Origin of the sequence: Leucobacter sp. CX87 (assembly GCF_018682295.1) — a bacterium.
Lineage (GTDB): Bacteria > Actinomycetota > Actinomycetes > Actinomycetales > Microbacteriaceae > Cx-87.
In genome coordinates this window covers 35,416-58,349 of record NZ_JAFIRI010000003.1, presented here as the reverse complement: position 1 = coordinate 58,349, position 22,934 = coordinate 35,416, and the positions used below count along the sequence as shown (strand labels likewise).

The 22,934-nt window shown below is 69.1% G+C and carries 18 protein-coding genes; 10 read left to right on the top strand and 8 right to left on the bottom strand.

The features are described 5' to 3' along the window. Window positions 1-114 precede the first annotated feature (114 nt). From KOE53_RS05285 to KOE53_RS05255, 7 genes are all read left to right on the top strand, one after another. Complete coding sequence (locus KOE53_RS05285; RefSeq protein ID WP_188057685.1) at window positions 115-1,779, top strand: amidohydrolase; 1,665 nt, start codon at window positions 115-117, stop codon at window positions 1,777-1,779. A gap of 10 nt (window positions 1,780-1,789) precedes the next feature. Further along, entirely contained in the window at window positions 1,790-3,445 is a 1,656-nt protein-coding gene (locus tag KOE53_RS05280) for an ABC transporter substrate-binding protein (RefSeq protein ID WP_188057684.1), read from the top strand. A gap of 69 nt (window positions 3,446-3,514) precedes the next feature. Next, the gene (locus tag KOE53_RS05275; RefSeq protein ID WP_188046462.1) at window positions 3,515-4,471 is read left to right on the top strand and encodes an ABC transporter permease; all 957 of its coding nucleotides are present in this window, start codon (window positions 3,515-3,517) and stop codon (window positions 4,469-4,471) included. Further along, the gene (locus KOE53_RS05270) at window positions 4,468-5,337 is read left to right on the top strand and encodes an ABC transporter permease (protein WP_188046461.1); all 870 of its coding nucleotides are present in this window, start codon (window positions 4,468-4,470) and stop codon (window positions 5,335-5,337) included. The genes KOE53_RS05275 and KOE53_RS05270 overlap by 4 nt, the downstream gene beginning before the upstream one ends. After that, the gene (locus KOE53_RS05265; protein ID WP_188057683.1) at window positions 5,334-6,950 is read left to right on the top strand and encodes a dipeptide ABC transporter ATP-binding protein; all 1,617 of its coding nucleotides are present in this window, start codon (window positions 5,334-5,336) and stop codon (window positions 6,948-6,950) included. The genes KOE53_RS05270 and KOE53_RS05265 overlap by 4 nt, the downstream gene beginning before the upstream one ends. Window positions 6,951-6,999: 49 nt before the next feature. Next, a complete protein-coding gene (locus KOE53_RS05260; protein ID WP_188046459.1) occupies window positions 7,000-8,244 on the top strand; it encodes a flavin-dependent oxidoreductase in 1,245 nt (414 codons plus the stop codon). Further along, a complete protein-coding gene (locus KOE53_RS05255; RefSeq protein ID WP_188046458.1) occupies window positions 8,241-8,699 on the top strand; it encodes a DUF3237 domain-containing protein in 459 nt (152 codons plus the stop codon). Before KOE53_RS05260 ends, KOE53_RS05255 begins: the two co-directional genes overlap by 4 nt. 23 nt (window positions 8,700-8,722) lie before the next feature. Here the strand turns inward: KOE53_RS05255 and KOE53_RS05250 are convergent, their stop codons facing one another. The 7 genes from KOE53_RS05250 to KOE53_RS05220 form a co-directional block, all read right to left on the bottom strand. After that, window positions 8,723-9,406 (bottom strand): TetR/AcrR family transcriptional regulator, encoded by a 684-nt coding sequence (locus tag KOE53_RS05250; RefSeq protein ID WP_188057682.1) that lies wholly within the window; start codon window positions 9,404-9,406, stop codon window positions 8,723-8,725. Window positions 9,407-9,451: 45 nt separating this feature from the next. After that, on the bottom strand, window positions 9,452-10,900 hold the full coding sequence (locus KOE53_RS05245; RefSeq protein ID WP_188046456.1) for an amidase: 1,449 nt from the start codon (window positions 10,898-10,900) through the stop codon (window positions 9,452-9,454). A gap of 217 nt (window positions 10,901-11,117) precedes the next feature. Further along, window positions 11,118-13,997, bottom strand: a complete 2,880-nt coding sequence (locus KOE53_RS05240) for a metallophosphoesterase family protein (protein WP_188057681.1) — start codon at window positions 13,995-13,997, stop codon at window positions 11,118-11,120. Window positions 13,998-14,058: 61 nt separating this feature from the next. After that, window positions 14,059-14,904 (bottom strand): phosphonate ABC transporter, permease protein PhnE, encoded by an 846-nt coding sequence (phnE, locus tag KOE53_RS05235; protein ID WP_353055586.1) that lies wholly within the window; start codon window positions 14,902-14,904, stop codon window positions 14,059-14,061. A 10-nt stretch (window positions 14,905-14,914) separates the two neighbouring features. Further along, the gene (locus tag KOE53_RS05230; protein ID WP_188057680.1) at window positions 14,915-15,724 is read right to left on the bottom strand and encodes a phosphonate ABC transporter ATP-binding protein; all 810 of its coding nucleotides are present in this window, start codon (window positions 15,722-15,724) and stop codon (window positions 14,915-14,917) included. Next, window positions 15,724-16,635, bottom strand: coding sequence for a phosphate/phosphite/phosphonate ABC transporter substrate-binding protein (locus KOE53_RS05225; protein WP_353055585.1), 912 nt, complete (start codon window positions 16,633-16,635; stop codon window positions 15,724-15,726). The genes KOE53_RS05230 and KOE53_RS05225 overlap by 1 nt, the downstream gene beginning before the upstream one ends. A gap of 52 nt (window positions 16,636-16,687) precedes the next feature. Continuing rightward, entirely contained in the window at window positions 16,688-17,827 is a 1,140-nt protein-coding gene (locus KOE53_RS05220) for a TIGR03364 family FAD-dependent oxidoreductase (protein WP_188057679.1), read from the bottom strand. Between the two features lie 163 nt (window positions 17,828-17,990). Here KOE53_RS05220 and KOE53_RS05215 point away from each other — a divergent pair, with 163 nt between their 5' ends. Next, entirely contained in the window at window positions 17,991-18,764 is a 774-nt protein-coding gene (locus KOE53_RS05215; protein WP_188057678.1) for a GntR family transcriptional regulator, read from the top strand. Window positions 18,765-18,889: 125 nt separating this feature from the next. Here the strand turns inward: KOE53_RS05215 and KOE53_RS05210 are convergent, their stop codons facing one another. After that, window positions 18,890-19,810, bottom strand: coding sequence for a DUF4190 domain-containing protein (locus KOE53_RS05210; RefSeq protein WP_188046451.1), 921 nt, complete (start codon window positions 19,808-19,810; stop codon window positions 18,890-18,892). A 137-nt stretch (window positions 19,811-19,947) separates the two neighbouring features. Here KOE53_RS05210 and KOE53_RS05205 point away from each other — a divergent pair, with 137 nt between their 5' ends. Both KOE53_RS05205 and KOE53_RS05200 read left to right on the top strand, forming a co-directional pair. Continuing rightward, on the top strand, window positions 19,948-21,702 hold the full coding sequence (locus KOE53_RS05205; protein WP_188057677.1) for an AMP-binding protein: 1,755 nt from the start codon (window positions 19,948-19,950) through the stop codon (window positions 21,700-21,702). Next, window positions 21,699-22,919, top strand: a complete 1,221-nt coding sequence (locus tag KOE53_RS05200) for a CynX/NimT family MFS transporter (RefSeq protein WP_215401667.1) — start codon at window positions 21,699-21,701, stop codon at window positions 22,917-22,919. The genes KOE53_RS05205 and KOE53_RS05200 overlap by 4 nt, the downstream gene beginning before the upstream one ends. Window positions 22,920-22,934: the final 15 nt, after the last annotated feature.

Sequence of the window (22,934 nt, the reverse complement as noted above, 5' to 3'; positions counted from 1 at the left end):
ACACCTGATTACCCTCAAGATTACGGTTCGCACACGAGTTGTCAATTGCGTTGACAAGCAGATTGTTTTCTGGTTACGCTCACGACATCTGTTCAACGATGAAATGAGACGACAATGGCTGTCGATGTGCTGTTCACCGGAGGCGAAGTGTTCGCCGGGTCCGGACTGCCGCTGAAGGGTGTCGCGGTCGGTGTGACTGCCGGAACCATCGTCGCGGTTGTCCCCGAAAACGAGGCCGACGGGCTCGTCGGCCCGGACACCACCCGGGTCGATCTCGCCGGGAAACTGCTCGCCCCGGGCTTCCAAGACGCGCACATTCACCCCGTCGGCGGCGGCGTCGAAATGCTGCAGTGCGACCTCACCGGTGGCGAAAGCGCCGACGAAGCGGTCGCGATCGTCGCCGCGTACGCCACGGGGAACCCCGACGAGGAATGGATCCTCGGCGGCGGCTGGTCGATGGACCACTACCCGGGCGGGGCGCCGACCCGCGCCCTCCTCGACGCGATCGTTCCCGATCGCCCCGTGCTCGTCTCGAGCCGCGACCACCACAGCGCCTGGGCGAATACCGCCGCGATCCGCCTGGCGGGCCTCGACGCCACCACGCAGGATCCTGCCGATGGGCGGATCGAGCGCGAGGCGGACGGTTTCCCCGCAGGCACCTTCCACGAGGGCGCGATGGAGCTCTTCGCTGAGGTGCGCCCACAGACGAGCGACGAGCTCGCGTACCGCGGCCTGCTCCGCGCGCAGCAGGAACTGATCGCGCTCGGAATCACCGGCTGGCAGGACGCCATGCTGGGGGAGAATGGCCCCGGCCTGGGCGGCATCGAGGCCTACGAGCGCGCGATCAAGGAAGACACGCTGCTCGTTCACGTCGTCGGATCGCAGTGGTTCGACCGCGAGGGCGGGCTCGAGCAGATCGACGCCATGCTGCGTCGCCGAGACGAGCGCGGCGCGAGCGGCACGGCTGACCGTTTCCAGCTGGGCACCACCAAGATCATGGTCGACGGCGTTGCCGAGAACTTCACCGCGTCGATGATCGAGCCCTACCGCGACGCCGACGGGCACGACACGTGCAACCACGGTATCTCCTTCATCGACCCGGAGATCCTGCGCGAGGCCGTCACCCGCCTCGACGCCGCGGGTATGCAGGTCCACTTCCACGCTCTCGGCGACAAGGCAGTGCGCGACGCGCTTGACGCGGTCGGTGCGGCGCGTGCGGCGAACGGCCCGAGCGACGGCCGTCACCACCTCGCCCACCTGCAGGTGGTGGCGGAGGCCGAGGCCCCGCGATTTGCCGAGGTAGACGCGGTCGCGAACCTCCAAGCGCTCTGGGCGACGCACGAAGACCAGATCGACACCCTCACCCTGCCGTTCATGCAGGAGGGGGCGGTCGCCCGCCAGTACCCGTTCGGCGACCTCGTGCGCGGCGGCGCCCGCCTTGCCGCCGGCAGCGACTGGCCGGTGTCCTCGGCCGACCCGCTGCTGGCCATCCACGTCGCGGTGAACCGCGTCGTCCCCGACTACGACGCCGGCCCGCTCGGCGGCGAGCACCAGCGCCTCGACCTCGCGACGGCGTTCGCCGCGTACACGTCAGGATCCGCCTACGTGAACCACCGCGATCACGACACCGGCTATGTCCGTGAGGGCTATCTCGCGAACCTCGTGGTCATCGAGCCCAACCCGTTCGCCCTCGCCGACGAGGACCTGCACACCGCGCAGATTGACTCGACGTGGATCGCCGGAGCCCCTGTTTTTACCCGTACCGCCTCACTCAGCTAGGAGCAAGAACATGCGAACTATTGCCCAGACCCGCGTCCGTCGCGGGATTACCCTCGTCGCCGGGGCCGCTGTTGCGGCCCTCGCGCTCTCGGCCTGCGCCTCCGGCGGCACGGCTGAAGGCGGTACTGCCGCCCCTGTCGAGTGGGAGCTCACGGCAACGACGCCGGCGCCCTCGGGCGACATCGACTCGATTACCTGGGCGAGCTACGCCGAGCCGTACTCGCTCGACTACGCCTACGCGTTCGACTACGCCGACAACTCGGTGCTCGCGAACGTCTGCGAGTCGCTGCTGCGCCTGAACCCGGATTTCACCCTCACCCCGGGCCTCGCGGAGTCGTTTGAGAACCCCACCCCCACCACCTGGGTGTACAACATTCGCCAGGGCGTTTCGTTCCACGACGGCACCCCGCTGACCGCGGACGACGTGGTCGCCTCGATGAGCCGCATCCTGGACCCCGAGGTGGGTTCGGCGTGGTTCAGTGTCTACCAGAACGTCGCGTCGATCGAGAAGACCGGCGACATGCAGGTGACGGTGACCACCACCATCCCTGACTCGCAGTTCAACCAGGGCCTCGGTGGTTCGGCTGGCGTCATCGAGTCGGCAGCCACCCTGGAGACGCTCGGCGCCGACTACGGCAACTCGACCGGTGGCGTGAACTGCACCGGTCCGTTCCAATTCGACTCGTGGAAGTCCGGCGAGTCGATCACGCTGAAGAAGTTCGAAGGTTACTGGGACAAGGAACTCGTCGCGAAGTCGGACGAGTTCAAGATCGTCTTCATGAACGACGCCACGGCGCGCATCAACGCGCTGAAGTCGGGCGAGGTTGACGGCTCGTGGATGGTCCCGCTCGACGCAGTTTCGCAGCTGCAAGAGGGCGGCTCGGGAGACATGCTCTTCGGCTTGAACACCGCAGTGTCGAGCTTGATCGTCTCGAACCTGGACGGCCCGCTGGGCGATGTCCGCGTGCGCAAGGCGCTGCTGATGGCGCTTGACCGCGAGGGCATCTCGCAGGCGGCCAACGCTGGTATCGGCGACGTCACTGATGCTCTGACGACGAAATCCGTCTGGGGCCAGTCCGGCGATGCAAACACCGCCGCGGCCTTTGACGGACTCGAGGAGTACCCGTTCGACGTCGAAGCCGCGAAGAAGCTCATTGAAGAGGCGGGTGCAGCTGGTCAGGAGATCACCCTGGTCACCGCACCGATCTCGCAGGAGTTTGCGGTGGTCTCGCAGGCGGCTGCCGCCGCCGGCAAGGCGATCGGCCTGAACATCAAGATTGAGACGGTCACTCCGAACGCGTACACGGCGCTCTTCTCCGACCCGGATGCGCGCGCCGGCGTCGACCTCTTCTACACGTCCTGGTACCTCTCCAGCCCAGACCCCCTCGAGATGTACGGCGTTCTGCGCACGGGCGAGTTCAGCAACTACGCCAACTGGTCCAACCCGGAGTACGACGCGCTCGTCACCGAGGCAGGCCAGACGATGGACCCGGATGCGCGCGGCGCACTGACCGCGCAGGCCCAGCAGATGGCCAGCGCCGAGCTGCCCTGGCTACCGCTCTACGAGATTCCGATGTCGGTCTACATGGGTGAGCGAGTGACGGGCCTGAGCCCCTCGATCGCACACCTGTACTTCCCGTGGGCTGCCCAGCTGGGCGCTCGCTAAGCACCACCTGTTCGCGTCGGTCGGCGACCTCCTGGCCGCCGACCGACGCATCATTTCGGAGAATTTACGATGACCTACGCGCGACGCATCGCATCCAAGCTTGGTGCACTGCTTCTCACGCTCTTCCTGGCCTCGCTGCTCGTGTTCTTCTCGCGGTTTATGGTTCCCGGCGATCCGGTGAGCTTCCTGCTGCGCGGACGCAAGCCGAGTCCCGAAGCCGTGGCGGCAGTGACCGAACAGTTCGGGCTGAACTTGCCCCCCTGGCAGCAGTACCTCAACTGGATCTTCGGCATCTTCAGGGGCGACTTCGGTCGCTCTCTCCAGTTCCGCCAGGATGTCACCACCGTCATCGGTGACCGGCTCCCCGTGACGCTGACGCTCGTGGTCATGGCCGGGCTGATGATCGCGATCGTCGGTCTCGCCGGCGGCATCATCGCCGCGTTGAATCGCGGCAAGCTCGCGGACCGCGCCATCCTGATCACGATGACCGTGTTGGGGGCGATCCCATCCTTCGTGGGATCGATCGTGCTGATCGCGATCTTCTCCGTGGGGTTGGGGTGGTTCCCCACCTTTGGCTCCGGCGAGGGTTTCTGGGACACGGTGTACCACCTGATCCTGCCCGCCGTCGCTCTCGCGATCGTGTTCGTCGTGCTCGTGGGCAAGGTGACGCGTTCGGCGATGGTCGAGCAGATCGGCCGTGAGCACGTCGAGGTCGCGACGAGCCGAGGCCTGACTCGGGCTTCCGTCGTCCGCCGCCACATCTTCCGCAACTCCCTCGGGCCGATCCTGACCGTCGGCGGCCTGCTGATCGCCGGCCTCCTGGTCGCGAGCACCCTCGTCGAAGCCGCGTTCAGTATTTCCGGGCTCGGCTCGCTGCTCGTGCAGTCGGTCGATCGTCTCGACTTCCCCGTCGTGCAGGCCATCGTGCTGCTGATCGTCGCCGCGTTTGTGATTGTGAACGCCATCGTCGACCTACTCGAACCCTGGATCGACCCCCGAGCCGCCGCTGGAGCTGATGCCCGATGAATGCCACGCTGAACCCCACCTCTGCGGTGCGCGTGATCCGCGCGCCCCGCAAGCCCCGCTCGAACCGACTGTTCTGGGGCAGCGTCATCGTGATGGCGATCATCACCCTCGCAGCGATCTTTGCGCCGTGGGTGGCCCCGTACGACCCCGACGCGGTTGACTTCCTCGCTTTCTATGGGGCACCGAGCCCCGCGCACTGGCTCGGCACGGACGGCCTCGGCCGCGACATTCTCAGCCGGATGATCTTCGGCGCTCGCACCGCCCTCCTGGGCCCGCTGCTCGTCGTGATCTTCTCGACGGTCGTCGGGATCCTGCTCGGACTACTCGCCGGCTGGCGCGGCGGCTGGATCGATGCGGTGCTGAGCCGCTTCTTCGAGGTCATCTTCGCCTTCCCCGCACTGCTGATCGCCATCATGGCGGTCGCCCTGTTCGGGAAGGGCCTCGTCGCCCCCGTCATCGCGATGAGCATCGCCTACGCGCCGTTCGTGGCGCGGCTGACCCGCTCGCTCATCATGGCGGAGCGGAATCGTCCCTACGTCGCGGCCTACCGCGTGCAGGGCTTCAGCGGTCCGTGGATCGCGCTGCGCCGGGTGCTGCCGAACGTCACTCCCGTGGTCGGCGCGCAGTCCACGCTGAACTTCGGCTACGTGCTCGCCGAGCTCGCCGGCCTCTCGTTCCTGGGTCTCGGTGTGCAAGCGCCGCAGGCCGACTGGGGCGCGATGATCAACGAGGCCCAGACCGGCCTCGTCGGCGGGCACTTTCTGCCGGCCATCGTCCCCGCGGTCGCGGTCGTCATCGTGGTGGTTGCCGTGAACATCATTGGCGAAGAACTTTCGGAACGAATTGGAGGAGGTGTCTCAGCATGACCTTGCTCGACATTTCATCACTCACGCTTGACTTGCCCAATGGGAAGCGCTTGCTGGACGGCATCTCCATTCAGGTGGCGGCCGGCGAGACGATCGGTCTGGTCGGCGAGTCCGGCTCGGGTAAGTCGCTGACCGCCCGCTCGGTGATCGGGCTGCTGCCTCGGGGCGCCCGCATGGGCGGCGGGATCACGATCGACGGCCACGACGTGCTGCGTGCCGACAAGGCCGAACTCCTCGAGGTGCGTCGCACGAGCGCCTCGATGATCTTTCAGGATCCGCGCGCGGGCATCAACCCCATGCGCACGATCGGCGACCACATGACGGAGTCGCTCAGGCTTTGCCTCGGGGTGCCGAAGGCGGAGGCGCGCGGCGTCGCACTCGAGCTGCTGCGGGCCGTTCGCCTGCCGCGCCCGGAGGAGCACCTCGACCAGTTCCCGCACGAGTTCTCGGGCGGCATGTTGCAGCGCGTGATGATCGCGGGGGCGCTCACGAGCTCGCCCAAGCTGCTCATCTGCGACGAGCCCACGACGGCGCTCGACGTGACGACGCAGGCCGAGATTATCGACGTACTCGCAGAGCAGCGCGCCGCGCGGGGCATGGGCATGCTCTTCATCACGCACGACCTGAACCTCGCAGCGTCCATCTGCGACCGGGTGTACGTGATGAAGCAGGGCCAGCTCGAAGAGCAGGGCACCGCCCGCGAGATCTTCCTGCACCCCACGGCCGAGTACACGAAGAAGCTCATTGAGGCGACCCCCACGGTCGAGGCGCGCGAGGCGGATCCTGCCGATCCCGCCGCAGCTGCCGCAGAGGTTGCGGGGCTGACGGATGTCCCCGAGCCGATGCTCTTCACGCGCGACCTCGCAAAAACGTATTACCCCAAGGGCCGGGGCGCGGTCAAGGCCGTCGTCGGCGCCTCAATTGCGATCCCGAAGGGCGGCTCGCTGGGCCTCGTGGGCGAATCCGGTTCGGGCAAGTCGACGCTCGCACGCATGATCGTCGGGCTCGAGCCCGTCGACTCGGGCGAGCTGCGCATCGGCGGCGAAACGCAGGAGCCGCCGCGTAACCGCGCGGAGCGCCTGGCCCGTGCGCGCAGCGTGCAGATGGTCTTCCAGGATCCGTACCTGTCGCTCGACCCCCGGATCGCCGCCGGCCGCGCCATCGAGGACACGCTGCGGCTGCACACGCAGCTCAGCGACTCCGACGCGAAGTCGCGAGTGATCGAGCTGCTCGAATCCGTGGGGCTCTCGGCGGATCATGCCCAGGCGTTGCCGCGCACCCTCTCCGGCGGCCAGCGGCAGCGTGTGGCGATCGCGCGCGCGATCGCCATCGATCCGGCGCTCATCGTGATGGACGAGGCGACGAGCGCGCTCGATGTCTCGGTGCAGGCGCAGGTGCTTGACCTGCTTGCTCGGGTGCGCGAAGAGCGCGGGCTGACCGTGCTGTTCATTAGCCACGACCTCGGGGTGGTGCGCCGGGTGTGTGACGAGACCATCGTGATGCGCCGTGGCGAGATCGTCGAGGGCGGCCCGACTGAGTCGCTGTTGAGTCACCCCAGGCACGAGTACACCCAGCTGCTGATCGATTCCGTCCCGAAGCCCGCCTGGGCATAGCGCCACCGAGTTCCCAGACCGTTCACAGAAGTTACAGGAGTACTCCAGAGTGCGAATCATCATTGCCGGCGCCGGCATCGGCGGCCTCATCACGGCCCTCAGCTTGGAAGCCGCAGGGTTTCGCGACATCGTCATCGCAGAGCGCAGCCGCGAGATTCGCGGTCTCGGGGTCGGCCTGAACCTGCTGCCGCACGCGGTACGCGAGCTCACCGAGCTCGGCATTGCGGACCGGGTGGCCGAGCTCGGAGTTCAGCCGGGCAACCTCGCGTACTACAACCGGCAAGGCCAGGAGATCTGGACCGAGCCGCGCGGGCAGGACGCGGGCTACGAATGGCCGCAGCTCTCGGTGCACCGCGGGCGCCTGCAGGTGTTGTTGCAGGAGATCGTCGCCGAGCGCCTCGGTGACGTCGTGCGGCTGGGCCACCGGCTGGTCGGCTACGCCGACACGGCGGACGGGGTGACCGCCGACTTCGAGCTCGCGGACGGAACCCGCACGCAGCTGTCGGGCGATGTGCTCGTGGCTGCCGACGGCATCCACTCGGCCGCCCGCGCGATCGCCTACCCGGGCGAGGGCGCGCCGCCGTGGAGCGGCCTCACGCTCTGGCGCGGCACCGCTGTGGTTCCGGAGTACCTCGACGGCCGCACCATGGTGATGGTGGGCGACGCCGAGCAGAAGTTCGTGGCCTACCCGCTCGAGGCGCCGGGGGAGCACGGGCGCGTCCGCGTGAACTTCATCGCGGAGAAGCGAGTGCCCGGCAGCGGCGACGCTGACTGGAACCGGGAGATCGATCCGGCCCCGATCGCCGAGCTGTTCGCCGGCTGGACGACCGATTGGCTCGACATCCCCGGTGTCATTGCCGATGCGGAAGAGCTGCTCGAATACCCCATGGTCGACCGCGATGCGATCCCGAGCTGGACCTTCGGGCGCACCGTCTTGCTGGGCGACGCCGCGCATGCGATGTACCCGAACGGGTCGAACGGCGGCTCGCAGGCAATCTTGGACGCGCGCACGCTCGCCTATCAGCTGGCCACCGCCGCGAGCATCGACGAGGCGCTCGCCGCGTACGAGGCGGAGCGGCGCCCGGCGACGGCGCGCCTGCTCGAGCTCACCCGCCAGACGGGGCCGGAGAAGGTCATGCAACTCGCCCGCGAGCGCGCCCCCGAGGGCTTCGCCCACGTGCACGAGGTGATCAGCCGGGAAGAACTGGAATCGATCGCGGCAGAGTACAAGCTCGCGGCGGGATTCCACCCCGATTCGCTGAACGCTCGCTCGTCGCTGACCCCTCGATCATGAGTGCGGCAGCACCGCCCGCCCCGCAGCTCGTGCCCGTGCTCGAGTTGCGGGTGCGGGTCAGCGCCCCCGTCGAGGGCGAGCAGACCGCCCGAGGCCAGCGGCGCGAGACCGCCATCCTGGGCGGGGAACTCGCGGCGCTGGACGGGGCGGCCACGCTCGGGCTCGCTGGGCTTGGCGGCACGGTGCTCCCCGGCGGTGCGGATCAGCAGCTGGTGCGGGCCGACGGCACGATCGAAATCGATGCGCAGTACCTCGTGGAGACGCGCGCGGGCGCGCTGATCGCGGTGCGTGCCCGCGGGATTCGCAGGCCCTCGCCCGACGGCGTGTACTTTCGCGTCGCGCTGAGCTTCTCGAGTGGGGCGGACGAGGTCTCTGCGCTCACCCGCGCGGTCTTCGTCGCGGACGGCGTGCGTGAGGCCGACGAAGTTCGGCACACGGTCTTCCTCGTCGGGTAGAACTGCGGCCCGGGCTCGCGGGGCTACCGCGGCGAGATCGAGTCCAGGATCGCCCCGACGCCGGCGCGGTACACGTCGAGGGTGCTCAGCGCGCGCAAGGCGCTCTGGCGCGCATGCACGCGCGGGAACTGCGCGAGCGCGTGCGCGTCCAACGCGGTGATCCAGGGACGCGGCCCGGTGCCGGCCGGCCCGGGCGTAGCCTCGCCCGCCTCCCCGGCCCGGCCCGCCTCGCGCGCCATTCCGGCGGCGAGGGCCAGGGAGTGCCCGGCGAGCGCGCTGTACGCGGCGATGATTTGGGGTTCGTCAAGGCCAGCCTGCTCGAGCGCCTCGAAGGCAAAGTCGATGGAGGCGAGCTCGCCGATGCCGCGGCCGTCGATGAGCGGGGCGAGCTGCCCGATCGCGGGCGCTTCGAGGAAGACCTCGACGAGGGCGTCGGAGTACTGGGTGAGTCGGGCGCGCCACGACGGCTCGGCGCGATCCACCCGGGCGAGCGCCTCAGTGTAGAGCCGATCGACGCCGGCGCGGAAGAGTTCGTCCTTGTCGCGGAAGTGCCGATACACGGCGGTTGCGTTGACCCCGAGGGCCGAGCCGAGCGTGCGAAAGCTCACCTCGGCCCCCGGTGACCTGCGGGCCTCGGCGAGGAGCGCGTCGACGATGATGTCCCGCGAGAGCCGCGTGCGCGCGGGTGCCGCTTGCGTCGTCGTCATCTCTTCGCTCCTCAAACCGAGTCCAACAGGTGTGCAGTGGTGAGGCTACACGGCCTGCGCGGTGCGCTGCCCGTAGGCGGGGCGCTCAGCCTCGTCCTGGTACCAGGCGCCGCGGCCAGCCTCGAGGGCTGCGCCGACGTCAAACACGATTGCCTCGGCGTAGGGTGCGCCGACCACCTGGACGCCGATCGGCACGTCGTCCGCCGAACGCGCGACCGGGACCGCGAGCACGGGGTTGCGGTTCGCGATGTTAAAGATCGTGGTCGGCGCGACGGACAGGTACTGCTCGAAGTGCGTGCCGTCGATCGTAATGCCGTCCGTGTAGTACTCGTCGGCGAGCAGCGCGGGCACGCCGGCCACGGGGCACACGAGTGCGTCGTACTCGGCGAAGATCTTGGCGATCTCCTCGTGAACTTCGACCTCGCGGGCGAGCCCGCCGAGCACGCCGTGCTTCGCGAACGCCGCGCGGGATCCCTCAATAGCCTGCACCGTGTACGGCTCGAGCATGTGGGCGTTTTCCTCGCCGACGACCGCCTCGATCCAGGGCACGAAAATCGACCCGAAGTGGGTGAGGGCGGTCTCGAGCACGAAGTCGTGGTTGATGGGCACAGTGATCGGGGTGACGGTCGCGCCGGCAGCCTCGAGCCAGGCCTGCGTCGCGGCGACCGCCTCGCGCACGTCCTGCTGCACGCCGTAGTTGCCCACCGTCACGGCGAGCGCGATGCGCTTGCCGGTGAGGTCGCCGTTCGGCACCAGCGTAGGCGGGCAGGGCAGGCTTACCGGGTCGTCGGGGTGCTGGCCCGAGATGACATTCTGTAGGAGTGCGACGTCGGCAACCGTGCGGGCCATCGGGCCGTCGGTGCAGTAGCGATCGAGGTTGGTCGGCGCGGGGGCAGGGTTGCGGCCATACGGCGGCTTGTACCCCACGACCCCGTTAAACGACGCGGGGATGCGGGTGGATCCGCCGATGTCGGAGCCCGTGGCGAGCGGGGCGTAGCCGGCCGCGAGCGAGGCGCCCGAGCCGCCCGAGGACCCGCCGACGGCGAACTTCGGGTTCCAGGGGTTGCGTGTGATGCCCCAGAGCTTGCCGCGGGTGTACCCGGCGATGCAGAACTCAGGAGTGGTCGAGCGCACGAACGGGATGCCGCCAGCCTCGGCGATGCGCGTGATGATCGGGTGCGTCTCCTCCGCGATGTCGTCCGCGAAGAGGGGGCTGCCGTTGGTCTCGGGGTGGCCCTTGATCGACTGCTCTTCCTTCAGCACGACTGGCAGGCCCTCAAGCGGACGCGCGGTGCCGTCGGCGTAGCGCCGATCCGCCTGAGCGAGCGCCTCGTCGATCGGGAGGCGCTCGCCCGTGGTGGCGTTGATCGTCCCCTCGGTGGCGTTGATGTGCGCCAACAGCTCGGCGGCGTAGGCGGAGGGCGTCAGGCTCCCGTCGCGAAAGCGCGCGAGCACCTCGCTCGCCGAAAGGTAGATGTGGGGGGTCGTCGACATTGGTGACTCCTGTTCGTGGGTGCCCGGGCATCGGGTATGGTGCTGAGTCTACGAATCAGTAAGAGGCGTTGTCAACACTGTTCACATAGAGGCGCCTGCCTCGTTCCCGCGCCGGCTGTCGTCGGTTCGCGCGGGATTGCCGAGCCTCGCCCAGAGACGCCGAAGGGCGCGCGAGCAATGCTCGACGCGCCCCCTCGGCTGCGGTGCAAATTGCGGGCTAGGAGACCTCGCCCTGCGCCTCGCGTCCCGTTGCCTCGCACCTCATTGCCTCGCTCAGACGAGCCCGCTTGGCGCGGTGCAGGAACAGCAGTCCACCCGCTGCAAGGAGCAACGCCGCGATGGCCGCGATACCGGTGATCTCGGCGCCGGTCGCCGCAAGGCCGTTGCCCTGCGTCCCGGATCCCGAGCCGCTTCCGCCCGCACCAGAATCCCCGCCACCCGGCATCTCAGCCGCGATGACGGTGAGTGGGTGAGACAGCTCCGTGCCATCCGCGCGGGTCACGTACACCCGGTGCTCGCCCGCCGTCACATCGGCAGGAACGGTCACCGTCGCCGAGAGCGCACCCGTGGCGTCCGCCCGGGCGTCGCCCAGCGGGGTCGGGGTCGAGCGCAGCTCGAAGGCGAGCTCCTCGTCGGCGATGAATCCGCTGCCCGCGATGGTGATCTGCTCACCCGCGGTGACGCTCGCCGTACTCAGCACGATCTCGGCAGGGGCTGGCAGCTCAGGGTCAACCGTGGCCTCGGCAGGCAGCGGGACGTCGATGTGACGGATCTCGCTCGTGGCGCCACCCGCGCCGAACGAGTAGGCGGTCACGCGTAGGCGATCCTCGTAGAGCGCTGCGCGCAGGCCGACCGGGTCGGCGCCGCCCACGGCGGTCTCTCCCCAGTCGCCGCTCGGACCGTACATCGTGGTCACCGCGGCGGTGTTCACGAAGGTCGGCGCGAGGGCCTGTGCCGGGTCAAAACGCTGCTCGACGCTCCAGTCGTTGAGCAGGGGCGACCAGTGCGTGTGGCTGGTGAGCAGCGTCACGTGCGGGTTGTCCGCGATGAGCGCCTCGAGGCGTGCCTGGTCGGCCCCAAACTCGTTCTTCGTGAAGTTGATGTAGGTGCCCGAGACCGAGTTCGCGAAGACATGGTGCGAGAACAGCAAGACGGGCATGTTCAGCTCGCGGTAGTGGGCGAGGCGATTGCTCAGCCACCAGAACTGCTCGTCGCTCATCTCTACGAACGGGCCCGATCCGGTCTGCTTCGGGTAGTCGTGAAACTCGCTGCCGATCCAGAGCACGGGCAGCACGCCGTCGATGAGCTCTTCACCCCAGAGGCCGCCCTGGCCGCCCACGTCGCGCATTTCGGTGCGATCCAGGAATCGGTTGATGTAGTTCGCTGAGCCGCTCGAGCCATAGAATTCGTGGTTGCCGATCGTCGAGATGCTGGTGCCGTACTCGGCCCCGCCGCCGGTCGCGAACGCGTTCAGGTATGAGTCGTACTGCGCCGTCGTGCCGTTGCTCGTGAGGTCGCCGTTCGAGACGATCGCATCAGCCTGGGGCTGCATCGCGCGGAAGCCAGGCAGCACCTGATTCTGCAGGCGGGCGTCGGCGCCCTGCACGTCGCTGAAGACGTCAACGAGCGCGCGCGCCTGGGCGTCCGCGGGTAGCGGCGCGAGCGGGCGAACTACCTGCACGTCGTCGATCATCCAGGATCCTGCCCCCGCCTCGGCAGCGAAGCCAAACTCGAAACGCACCGACGTCGCACCGGCCGGCGTGGTGAACGCGAGCCGCGGCTGGGCGGACTCCTCGCTCTGGGTACCCCACGCGCGCAGCTCAGCGCGCTCGCCCGAGTCGAAGACCGCCGTGACGTGACCGCGCTGGGCGCCGCCGCGACCCCGGTAGTGGCTGTCGAAGCGGAGCTCGAGCGCGTCACCCGCGATGACCGCGACGGGGGCGGAGGTGAGGGCGCCGTCGAAGGGGGCCTGCGACGCCTCGGCGACCGCAATCGTGCCCGAGGCGCGGGTGAACGCGTGGCGCCGGTCAGTGCCGTAGGCCTCGACGGTCGCTGCGCGGGTGGTGAGTTCCCAGCCGTTCGCCTCCCACTCACTGGGCTGCGCCTCAAAGCCGTCGAACCACACCTGTGGTTCGGTGGTCGTGCCCGCTTGCGGGGCCGAAGTGAGTACCGTGATCTCGATCGACGCCGGCGCGATCCCGGCGCCGCTCAAGTGCAGTGGCACGGTCCCTGCGGGTTGATCGCCCGGGAGCACGACGTCGAACGAGACGGTGCCGTCGGCGGCGGCTACGGGGATCCCGGCGACGGGAGTGCCCGTCGTTGCATCGCCGAGGGTTGCCGCGAGTTGCTGGCCCGCGCGCAACCCGCCGACGCGTACCGTCGTCGTCCCACCAGCGCTCAGCACTGGCTTCCTTGCCGACAGGATCGCCGGGGCGACATCCGCGGGGGTGGTCTCGGAGATCGAAACGTTGTCAATCATCCAGAACCAGTTGTTGCTGCTCTGCAGGTATGACCAACCGAACTGCACGTTCTGCGCACCAGCGGGCACGTCGACGGTGTACCCGGTGGACTCGTTCAACCTCGCCGAGGAGAAGGCCGCGACCTGCACAGGCGCTCCGCCGTCGAATTTGGCGAGCAACGTCGCGGTCTGGGGCGACTGCCCCTGCTTGTAGTGGCTGTCGAAGGCGACGCGCACGGCGCCCGAGCCCACAGTGAGCGGAACCGCGGCGGTCCAGAGCGTCGAGTCGAATGTGCCGCTCGTCGGCCGATTGGTGTCGGACTGCACCACCGCCACGATGCCCTGTGCCCGACCGAACGAGCTGCGATCGCCGCCGCCGCCGAACTGCGCGACGACATCGGCTGTCGTGTGAAAGGTCCAGCCGCCCCAGTCAGGCCGCATCCCGGCGATGTTGCGATGCTCGACAGACCAACCGGCGGGTGCCGCAGTGGCCGAGGTGGAATCGAAACCCTCCGTCATCGCGGCGGCGGCGGCCGGGCTCACTGGGGCTATCAATGCGGCGGAGGCGAGCGCGAGGAGCACTCCGGTGGAGAGCGCCGCGGTGCGGCGGCGGTGTGAGTGTGGGGAGAGGTGTGGCATCAGTCTTCGTTCTGTGTCGGGAAAACGCGCGGACAGCGAAAGGATGGGGGCGCGGGCGCGACTACTGCAGGCGCTTTCGGATCCAGGCCGAGGCCTGGTCCACCGCGATGATGAGCACGAGCACGATGAGCAGGTAGGTGAGCATCTCGTCGAACTGGAACGTCTTGATCGCGCGGTTGATCAGCAGCCCGATGCCGCCCGCGCCGACGAGGCCGAGCACGAGCGACGAGCGCACGTTGACGTCGAACCGGTACAGCAGGAGGCCCGTGAGCTGCGGCAGCACGGAGGGGATTGTGGCGTTGGCGACGACCTGCCAGCGGCTGGCGCCTGCGGTCCGCAGGGCCTGCTCGGGGCCAGGATCCACGTCCTCCATCGCCTCGGCCCAGAGCTTGCCCATCACTCCCGTGTTGTGGCAAATGAGCGCGAGCACTCCAGCAAACGGTCCAAGGCCGACGGCGGTGATGAAGATGAGGGCGAACACGATGTCCGGCACCGCGCGGAAGAACGACAGGATTCCGCGAGCCACCTGGTAGACGAAGCGGTTGGGGGTCGTGGTGCGGGCGCCGAGTACGGCAAGCAGGAGCGCGCTCGGGATCGAGACGGTGGTGCCGATGAGGCCGATCCACAGGGTGGTGAGCGCGCCCTGAATGCCGGCGGTGACGACCTCGCCGCTCAGGTCGGGAGGGATCGCCTCGGCAAGGAAATTGAGCATCCCGCGGGCGCCCGTGACGAGCGCCTCGGGGCGAAAGTCCGTGGCCTGGAAGGCGACGGCGTGGAGCACGGCGAGCACCGCGACGATGGTGACCCAGGTTCCCGCTCGCTTCGCCGTCCGGGGGTCGCGGGGGACCGCGAGCGAGCGTGGTGGGACGGCGCGGGCTGGCCGCTCGGGCGCAGAGGTGTGGGTCACGATGGGGTCCTTAGAGGTACAGCGACGCGAGCTCGGCGTCGTCAATTTCGTCGGTGGGGGCGTCGAAGACGAGGCTGCCGCCGCGCAGGCCGATCACGCGATGCGCGTACTTCCGAGCGAGCTGCGGCTGGTGCAGCACCGCGGCGACGCCGAGCCCCTCGGTCACGGCGAGCTCGTGCAGCAGCGACATCACGTCGTCGGCGGCGCGCGGGTCGAGCGCAGAGACGGGCTCGTCCGCGAGGATCATGCGCGGGCGCTGACAGAGCGCCCGGGCGATCGCGACGCGCTGTTGCTGGCCGCCCGACAGGCTGCTAGCACGGTCGTGCGCGCGATCGGCGAGGCCGACGCGCTCGAGGCAGGCCATGGCTTCCTCCATCAGCTCGCGCCCGAACAGCGGCGGGATGGAGCGCCACGCGGGGAGCCGTGAGAACCCGCCCGCGCACACGTTCTGGAGGGCGGTGCGCCGGGGTACGAGATGGATCTTCTGGAACACCGTCGCAGCGGTGTGACGGGCCTCGGCCCGCCGGGCCGCGCTGGCCTCGTTCAGGCGGACCCCGGCGATCGTGATGTCGCCGGAGTCCGCCTCGGTGAGTCCGTTCACCGCGCGCAGGGTCGTCGACTTCCCCGAGCCGTTGGCTCCGAGAAAGGCGACGAGTTCGCCGGCGTGCACCCGCATGCTCATGTCGTGCAGCACCGTCCGGTCCCCAAAGCTCTTGGAGATCTGGCGCACGTCGAGCAGGACTTCCCGGGTGTCCGCGCCGCCGGCCTGGGTGGCCGGCGCGGTGGCAGCCGCGTCCCCGCGCGCGATGAGGGCGGTCATTACACGTCTTCCTCGGTGAGGCCCATGGTCTTGGCCAGGTCGAACAGCGGCTGGTAGGTGTCGACGGTCACCGGGATCAGCGGTCCGGCGGGGTCGACGCCGAGGAAGGCGCTGACCTCGGCGACGTCGTCCGCGTCGAGGCTGAGCAGCGCCTCGGCGACGGCGTCCTTGAACTCCTGCGGCAGGTTGCCGCGCACCGTGATCGGGTCGTTCGGAATCTCCTCGGACTTCCAGACCTGACGGAACGCGCTCGTATCGATCGTGCCCTCGGCCTCGGCTGTGGCGAGCGTCTGCGAGTTGATCTGAGCCGCGTCGACCGTGCCGTTGACGAGCGCCAGCAGCGCTTCGGGGTGGCCCCCGGCGTAGTCCGCGGTCACCTCGTCGGCGATGCCGGCGTCGGCGAGCGCCGACATCGGGAGGGCGTCACCCGAGGTCGAGCCGGGGCTGCCGAGCGCGAGCGTGTGTCCGGGCAGGTCCTCAATCGTCTTGATGGGCGAGTCGTTCGGCACCCAGATGCCGCCCGTGTAGGTCGTGGGCTGGCCCTCGGCGTCGCCGAATGAGGCGAGCGGGACGGCGTCTGCGCGCTGGTTCGCGAACACGAAGCCGAGCGGGCCAAACTGCGCGATCTCGAGCGAGTCGTTCTCCATCGCGAGCACCTCTGCGGCGTAGTCCTCGGTGATGATGACCTCGACGGGGCAGTCGAGCTTCTCGGACAGCGCGGTCGCGAGTACCTGGTAGGCCGGTTCGAGGCGCTCCGGATCCTCGTAGGGCAGGATCCCGAAGCGGATCTTGCCGTCGGGGCACGTTGCCGAGGCCGAGCCTGCGGCGGCCGAGTCGGCGGGCGCGCACCCGGCGAGTCCGAGGGCGAGCAGCATCGACGCGGACAGCGCGAAGGTGGTGGACTTGTTCACGATTCTCCTTGGTGTGGTGTGGTGTGGTGTTGAGTAATGAGGGAAAGAGTGGCTAGTGGTGGGGCGAGAGCGCCGCGACGGTGCGGGCGCCGAGCGCGAGCCCGACGGTCATGCCGACGCCCGTGCTGAGCGTGACGACGTGCACTCCCGGAAGCGGTTCGGCTGTCAGGACGTCCTGGGCGTCGCTGGCGGCGTAGACGCCCTGCCAGCGTTCGAGTACCGCGAGCTCCGGGACGCCGAGCAGTCCGGCCGCCTCGTCCAATAGCGCGCGCGTCCACTCCTCGCGGAGGAACGGGGGAGCGCTGTCGAAGTACTCGTGGGTGTCGCCGAGCAACAGCGTTCCGTCCGGCTGGTGCGTGAACATGACGTTGGCGCCCATGGTGAGCAGTTCGGGGCGCTCTCGCTGGACGACGGCGCGCAGGGCGTCGGCCTCGGGGCCGGCGAACGCCCCGTAGCGCAGCATTGAGGTGCCGGTGACGACCGCGGGCCCGAGCGGCAGGCTCCGCGGGGCCTGCACGCGGGTCATCTGGAGGGCGCACTCGCGCACCCTTCCTGCTTCGGCGACCTCGGGCAGTAGGCGCCCGATGAGGTGCCCAGCGGCGACCACGATGACGTCGGCCTCGATCACGCCGCGGCTGGTCGTGAGGCGGCCGGTGTCGGCCGCGAGCGCCGTCGTCGCGAAGCGAACGTCTCCGCGCTCGTGTGCCTGCACCCAGGACGCGATCCGGGCGACGGTGGTGCGCGGGTTCGCGGTGAGGTCGTTCGGAAGCAGGATCCCGCCGAGGGGCGCGTGTGCCGTGCCGGCGGTGCCGAGCAGCTCGCCTGCTTCGGCGGCGGTCACGAGGCGCGAGTCCTGGGTCGTCTCGCGAGCGGCGAGCGCCTCGACAACAGCGAGCTCCTCCGCCGAGCGCGCCACCGCCAGGGTTCCGGAGACGCGTACTTCAAGGGCAGCCCGCTCAGCGAGGCGCAGCCAGATCTCGCGCGCCTCGTCCGCAAGGACGCCGAGCGATCCCGACTGTTCCGAGGTGCAGACGTGGCCGAAGTTGCGAACGCTCGCGGTCACCGCGGCGTGATCCTGCTCGACCACGGTCACCTGATAGCCGGCATCGAGAGCGGCAACGGCGTGGGCGAGGCCGATGATCCCGGCGCCGACAATCGCCATGCGTGGAGCTGAGTTGGATGTGCTGGTCATGGTTCGAGCATGCGGGCCCAAAAGTAGTCATGACAACTTTTCGCGCCGCTGTTTTGCGACCGTTCACGCAGCGCCGATTTGGACGTCAGTTGCTCACAAACTGTTCACTTTCGGCCCCCAAAACGAGGGCAAAACCAGTACAGACAACTTGTACGCTGTGGCCATGAACCCGAAGCAGCCGCTGCACGCACAGCTCTACGACGCGATGTTTCAGCGCATTCGCTCGGGTGCGTGGCGGCCCGGCGACCGTGTGCCGAGCGAGAAGTCGTTGGTCGCGGAGTTCGGGACGTCGCGGGGGCCAGTGCGCCAGGCCCTTGCCTCCCTGCGCGCCGAGGGAATGATTGGCGGCGGCCGCGGCGCCCCGCCCCGGGTGCAGCGCCCGGTGCCCTCTCAATCGTTCGGGAGTTTCCTCTCGTTCACCGAGTGGGCGAACGCGTCGGGGTTCACCCCGGGTCAGCGCGTCATCGAGGCGGCCCGGCGGCCGGCGACCGAGGAGGTCGCGCTGCACCTGGGGGTGCGGCCGGACGACCCGATCATCGAGATCGTGCGGCTGCGCACCCTCGACGGGGCACCCGCGCTGCTCGAGCGATCCGCCTTCCCGTACGAGGTCGGGCTCAGCCTCCTCACCGCCGACCTCGACGCCGGCAGCATTTATCGCCACCTCGCCGAGCGGCAGATCGTGCCGGTACGGGCTCGCCACGTCATCGACGCCGTCGCGGCGCACGCACTCGATGCCGAGTGGCTGCGCGTCGCGCCGGGCTCGCCGCTGCTGCGCGCGCGCCGGGTGTCCTATGACCAGCAAGGCTCGGTGATCGAGTTCGCGGACGACCGCCACCTGCCCCGCATGACCACGTTCGTCATCGAGAACACCGCAACCCACCGCACACCCCTGGTCCGGGAATCAACCGGGCCCACAGCGATCGCTGCTGCGAGCTAACCGGTCGCGGCGACGGGGAAGAGCGTGGGCGACGGGCGCACGCGTCGAGGTAGAGGAAGAAAAAGGGACGGGCCCTCGAGGAGTGTCAATTCACTCCTCGAGGGCCCGTGTGGCAGATGCCTCGCTTAGAGGCAGGTGGCTGCGTCTTCCATCAGTGCCGAGGTGACCTGCTCCTGGAACGCCGTGATGTCAAGGTCCGGATCGTCCAGGATCGCCGCGGGGTCGCGCGTGAGCTTGGCGAGCTTCGAGTACAGCTCGGCGTTCGCGTCGGACGGGGTCGTGGCCGCGAGGCGCTCGTAGGTGTCAGCAACCGCTGCCGGGTCATCGACCGAGAGCGAGGCCGATTCTTCGAGGATGCCGCAGAAGTCGGTGGCCGAAGGGACGTCGCTCGTGTCGGGGGCCGGGGTCTCGGTGATCTCCGAAGAGGTGTCGCCGAGCTGGCTCTCAAGCTGCTTCTCGAACTCGTCCTGGGCAGACCCGGCCGCAGCGGCGCCAGCGATCAGGGCGATGACCAAGAAGATGCCGGCGATGATCTGGCCGGCGAGGGCGACGTAGCCGATGATCGTGCCGGCGAGGGCGAGGCCGCGGCCGCGGGTCCCGTCGCGCTTGATCTGCTTGAGCGCGATGTGGCCGCAGATGATGCCGACGAGGCTGACGAAGAACGAGCCGACCAGCGAGACGATCGCGAGGGTGTTCATGGGGGCCTGCGCGCCGGGCTGCTGAGCTGCACCGTAGGGCGCGCCGGGAGCGACGGGCGGCACGGGCGCGCCGTAGGCCGGGGCCTCGGGTGCGCCGGGGTAGGCCGGGGCAGCCGGATCTGCGGCCGGGAAGGCCTGGGTCGCGGCGTTCGGGTCAACCGGGGGCAGCACCTGCGTCTCGGCGGGGGTGAAGGGCTCGGCTGCGGGAGCGATGGGCTCCGATGCCAGCGGCGTCGACTCGGGGAGCTCGCTTGCCGGGGGAAGCTGCGTCGGCTGCGGGGCGGCTGCGGAAGTCTCGTCAGGGGTGATGGGGTTCTCGGGCGTGGGGGGCTGTTCCGGATTCGACATAAACGTCTCTCGCTTCAGTTCTCGTGCAGTGTGTGCAGGTATTCCGAGCCCACTCTAGTTGCCCGGCCTCGGGGGCAAGCAAGCACTGGGGGGTGAATTGTCGCAGACGAGGGTGCCGAGTGCGAGAGAATGAAGTAATGTTCGCCACGCCTCAGAGCCCAGAACCCTCCGCCGCCGAGAGTGCGGGCACGACCGCATTCCGGGCGGCGCGCGACCACCTGTTGCACGCCGCGCAGGATCCGGCTGGCGCCCGAGAGGCGTTCGTCTGGCCCGACGTCGGCGCCGATTTCAACTGGGCGCACGACTGGTTTGACGTGCTCGCCCGCGGCAACCAGTCGATCGCATTGCGCATCATCGAGACGGACGGCGCCGAGGCCGCGTACAGCTTCGATCGGCTCCGCCGCCGCTCGGATCAGGTCGCGAACTGGCTGTTGGCCCTCGGGGTCGAGCGGGGCGACGTGTTGATGCTCATGCTGGGCAACCGGGTCGAGCTGTGGGAGATCATGCTCGCCGCATTCAAGATTGGGGCGATCGTGCTGCCGACGTCGGTCGTGCTCGCCACGGCCGAGCTCGCCGACCGCGTGGACCGGGCGCACGTGCGCTTCGTAATGGCCGCCCCGGAGGACGCGGCGAAGTTCAGCGAGGTCCCGGGCGACTACCGCGGCATCGCTGCGTGCGCCGCGGGCATGGCCCCAGAAGGCTGGGCCTGCTTCGCCGACTCCGAGACAGCCCTAGAGGCCCCGGTCGAGAAGACCACGCTGACCGACGACGCGGCCCTCATCTACTTCACCTCGGGCACCACCAGCCTGCCGAAGATCGTTGTGCACACGCATGCGAGCTACCCGGTGGGGCACCTGAGCACGATGTCCTGGATCGGCGTGCGGCCGGGCGACCTGCACCTCGTCATCAGCGCCCCCGGCTGGGGCAAGCATGCCTGGTCGAGCTTCTACGGGCCCTGGAACGCGGGCGCCACGATCTGTGTGGTCAATGCCGCCCGTTTTGATCCTGCGGAGCTCGTCGCGCAGCTGGACCGGGCCGGAGTATCGACTTTCTGTGCCCCGCCCACCGTGTGGCGCATGCTGATCCAGAGCGAACAGCACCGCCGCCCGCGGGCGCTGCGCGAGGTCGTCTCTGCCGGGGAGCCCCTGAACCCCGAGGTCATCGCCCGCATCAAGGAGTGGTGGGGGCTCGAGATTCGCGACGGCTACGGCCAGACCGAGACGACTGCCCTCATCGGGACGATGCCGGGCGACCCCGTCGTCCCCGGCGCGATGGGACGGCCGCTTCCGGGCAACCGCGTGGTGCTGCTTGATCCGTTGAGTGGCGCAGAGCGCGATGAGGGCGAGATCTGCCTGCCGCTCGCGGATCGGCCGCTCAACCTCATGGCCGGCTACTTCGAGAATCAGGTCGCGACCGAGCGCGCCTGCGCCGGCGGCTACTTCCACACGGGTGACGTCGCGACCCGTGCGGCAGACGGCACGCTCACCTTCGTCGGCCGCACCGACGACATCTTCAAATCGAGTGACTTCAAAGTCTCGCCGTTCGAAGTGGAGAGCGCGCTCATCGAGCACCCGGCTGTGGCCGAGGCGGCCGTCGTGGGGGCGCCCGACGACACCCGCCTGAACATCACGAAGGCGTACGTCGCGCTCGCCGCGGGTTGGGCCCCGGACGCGGAGACCGCGCGCGCCGTGCTCGCCCATGCCCGGGTCGCGCTGCCGCCGTACATGCGCGTGCGGCGCATTGAGTTCGCCGAGCTCCCCAAGACCACCTCGGGCAAGATCCGCCGCGTCGAGCTGCGCCGCCGCGAGGTGGACGCGCACGCCGCGAACCTTCGCCTCGAGGCGGAGTGGCGCGAGGACGACTTCCCGAACCTGAAGGGCCCCACCTCGTGACCCAAGGGTTTTCCGGCAAGTTCCGACTGATCGTCGGCGCGTTCGGGATCCTGATGCTCGCCGCGAATCTGCGGACCGCGATCACCGCGGTGGGGCCGGTGCTCGGCGACATTCGGGAGGACCTCGGCCTGTCGAGCCTCGCCGCCTCGGGGCTCATCACCATCCCGCTGTTTGCGTTTGCCGTGTTCTCGCCGATCGCCCCGGTGATCGGGCGCCGGTTCGGGCTCGAGCGGACGCTCGCGGCAGGTGTGCTCGCGCTCGTCGCCGGAATTGTGCTGCGCTCATTGCCGGTGCCGGGCCTGCTCTGGGTCGGCACGATTCTGCTCGGGGCCGCGATCGCGACGCTGAACGTACTCATCCCCGCCCTGGTGCGCCGCGACTACCCGAACAACGTCGGGCAGCTCACCGGGATCTATCAGGTGGTGCAGACCGCGGCCGCCGCGCTCGCCTCGACCCTCGCGGTGCCGATCGCCGGGTCAGTCCCGGGCGGCTGGCGCACCTCTCTGGGTATCTGGGCGGGGCTCGCGGCGATCGCGTTTGTCGTGTTCTGGCCGTCGGTGCGCAAGGCCGGACCGGTCGTGGCTACCGGCCCTATCGGCATCCCGGGAGGTTCGCGCCCTCCGGTGTTCTCGCCGTGGCGCTCGGCCATCGCCTGGCAGGTCACGCTGTTCATGGGCGTGCAGTCTGTGTTTTTCTACACGGCGCTGACCTGGTTCCCGTCGATCGATGTGGCGAACGGGTTCACTCAGGCCGAGGCCGGGGTGCACCAGGGCGTCTTCCAGGCGTTCGGGATGCTCGGCAACGTGTTTGCCGCATTCATGCTGCAGCGGCCATGGCGCGACCAGCGCATCGCGCTGCTGACGAGCGTCCCGTTCGGGGTGGTGAGTGTGCTCGGGCTCCTGCTCATGCCGAGCTGGAGCCTCGGCTGGAACGCGGTCGCCGGGCTCGGTGCCGGGTACACGATCGTCACGGCGCTCGCTCTGATCGGTCTGCGCTCGCGCGATCACCGCGAGGCGGCGAGGCTGTCGGGGATGGCGCAGTCCGCCGGGTACCTCATCGCGGGCATCATCCCGATGGTGCTCGGTGCGCTACACGACGCGACCGGCGGCTGGACGGTCGTCCTCGTCTCGCTGCTGGCGCTGCAGGTGGCGCAGGCCGTTTTCGGGCTGCTCGCCGCCCGCAACCGCTACTACTCGGGCGGACCCGCTCGCGACTGATCGCGGCGCTGAGCG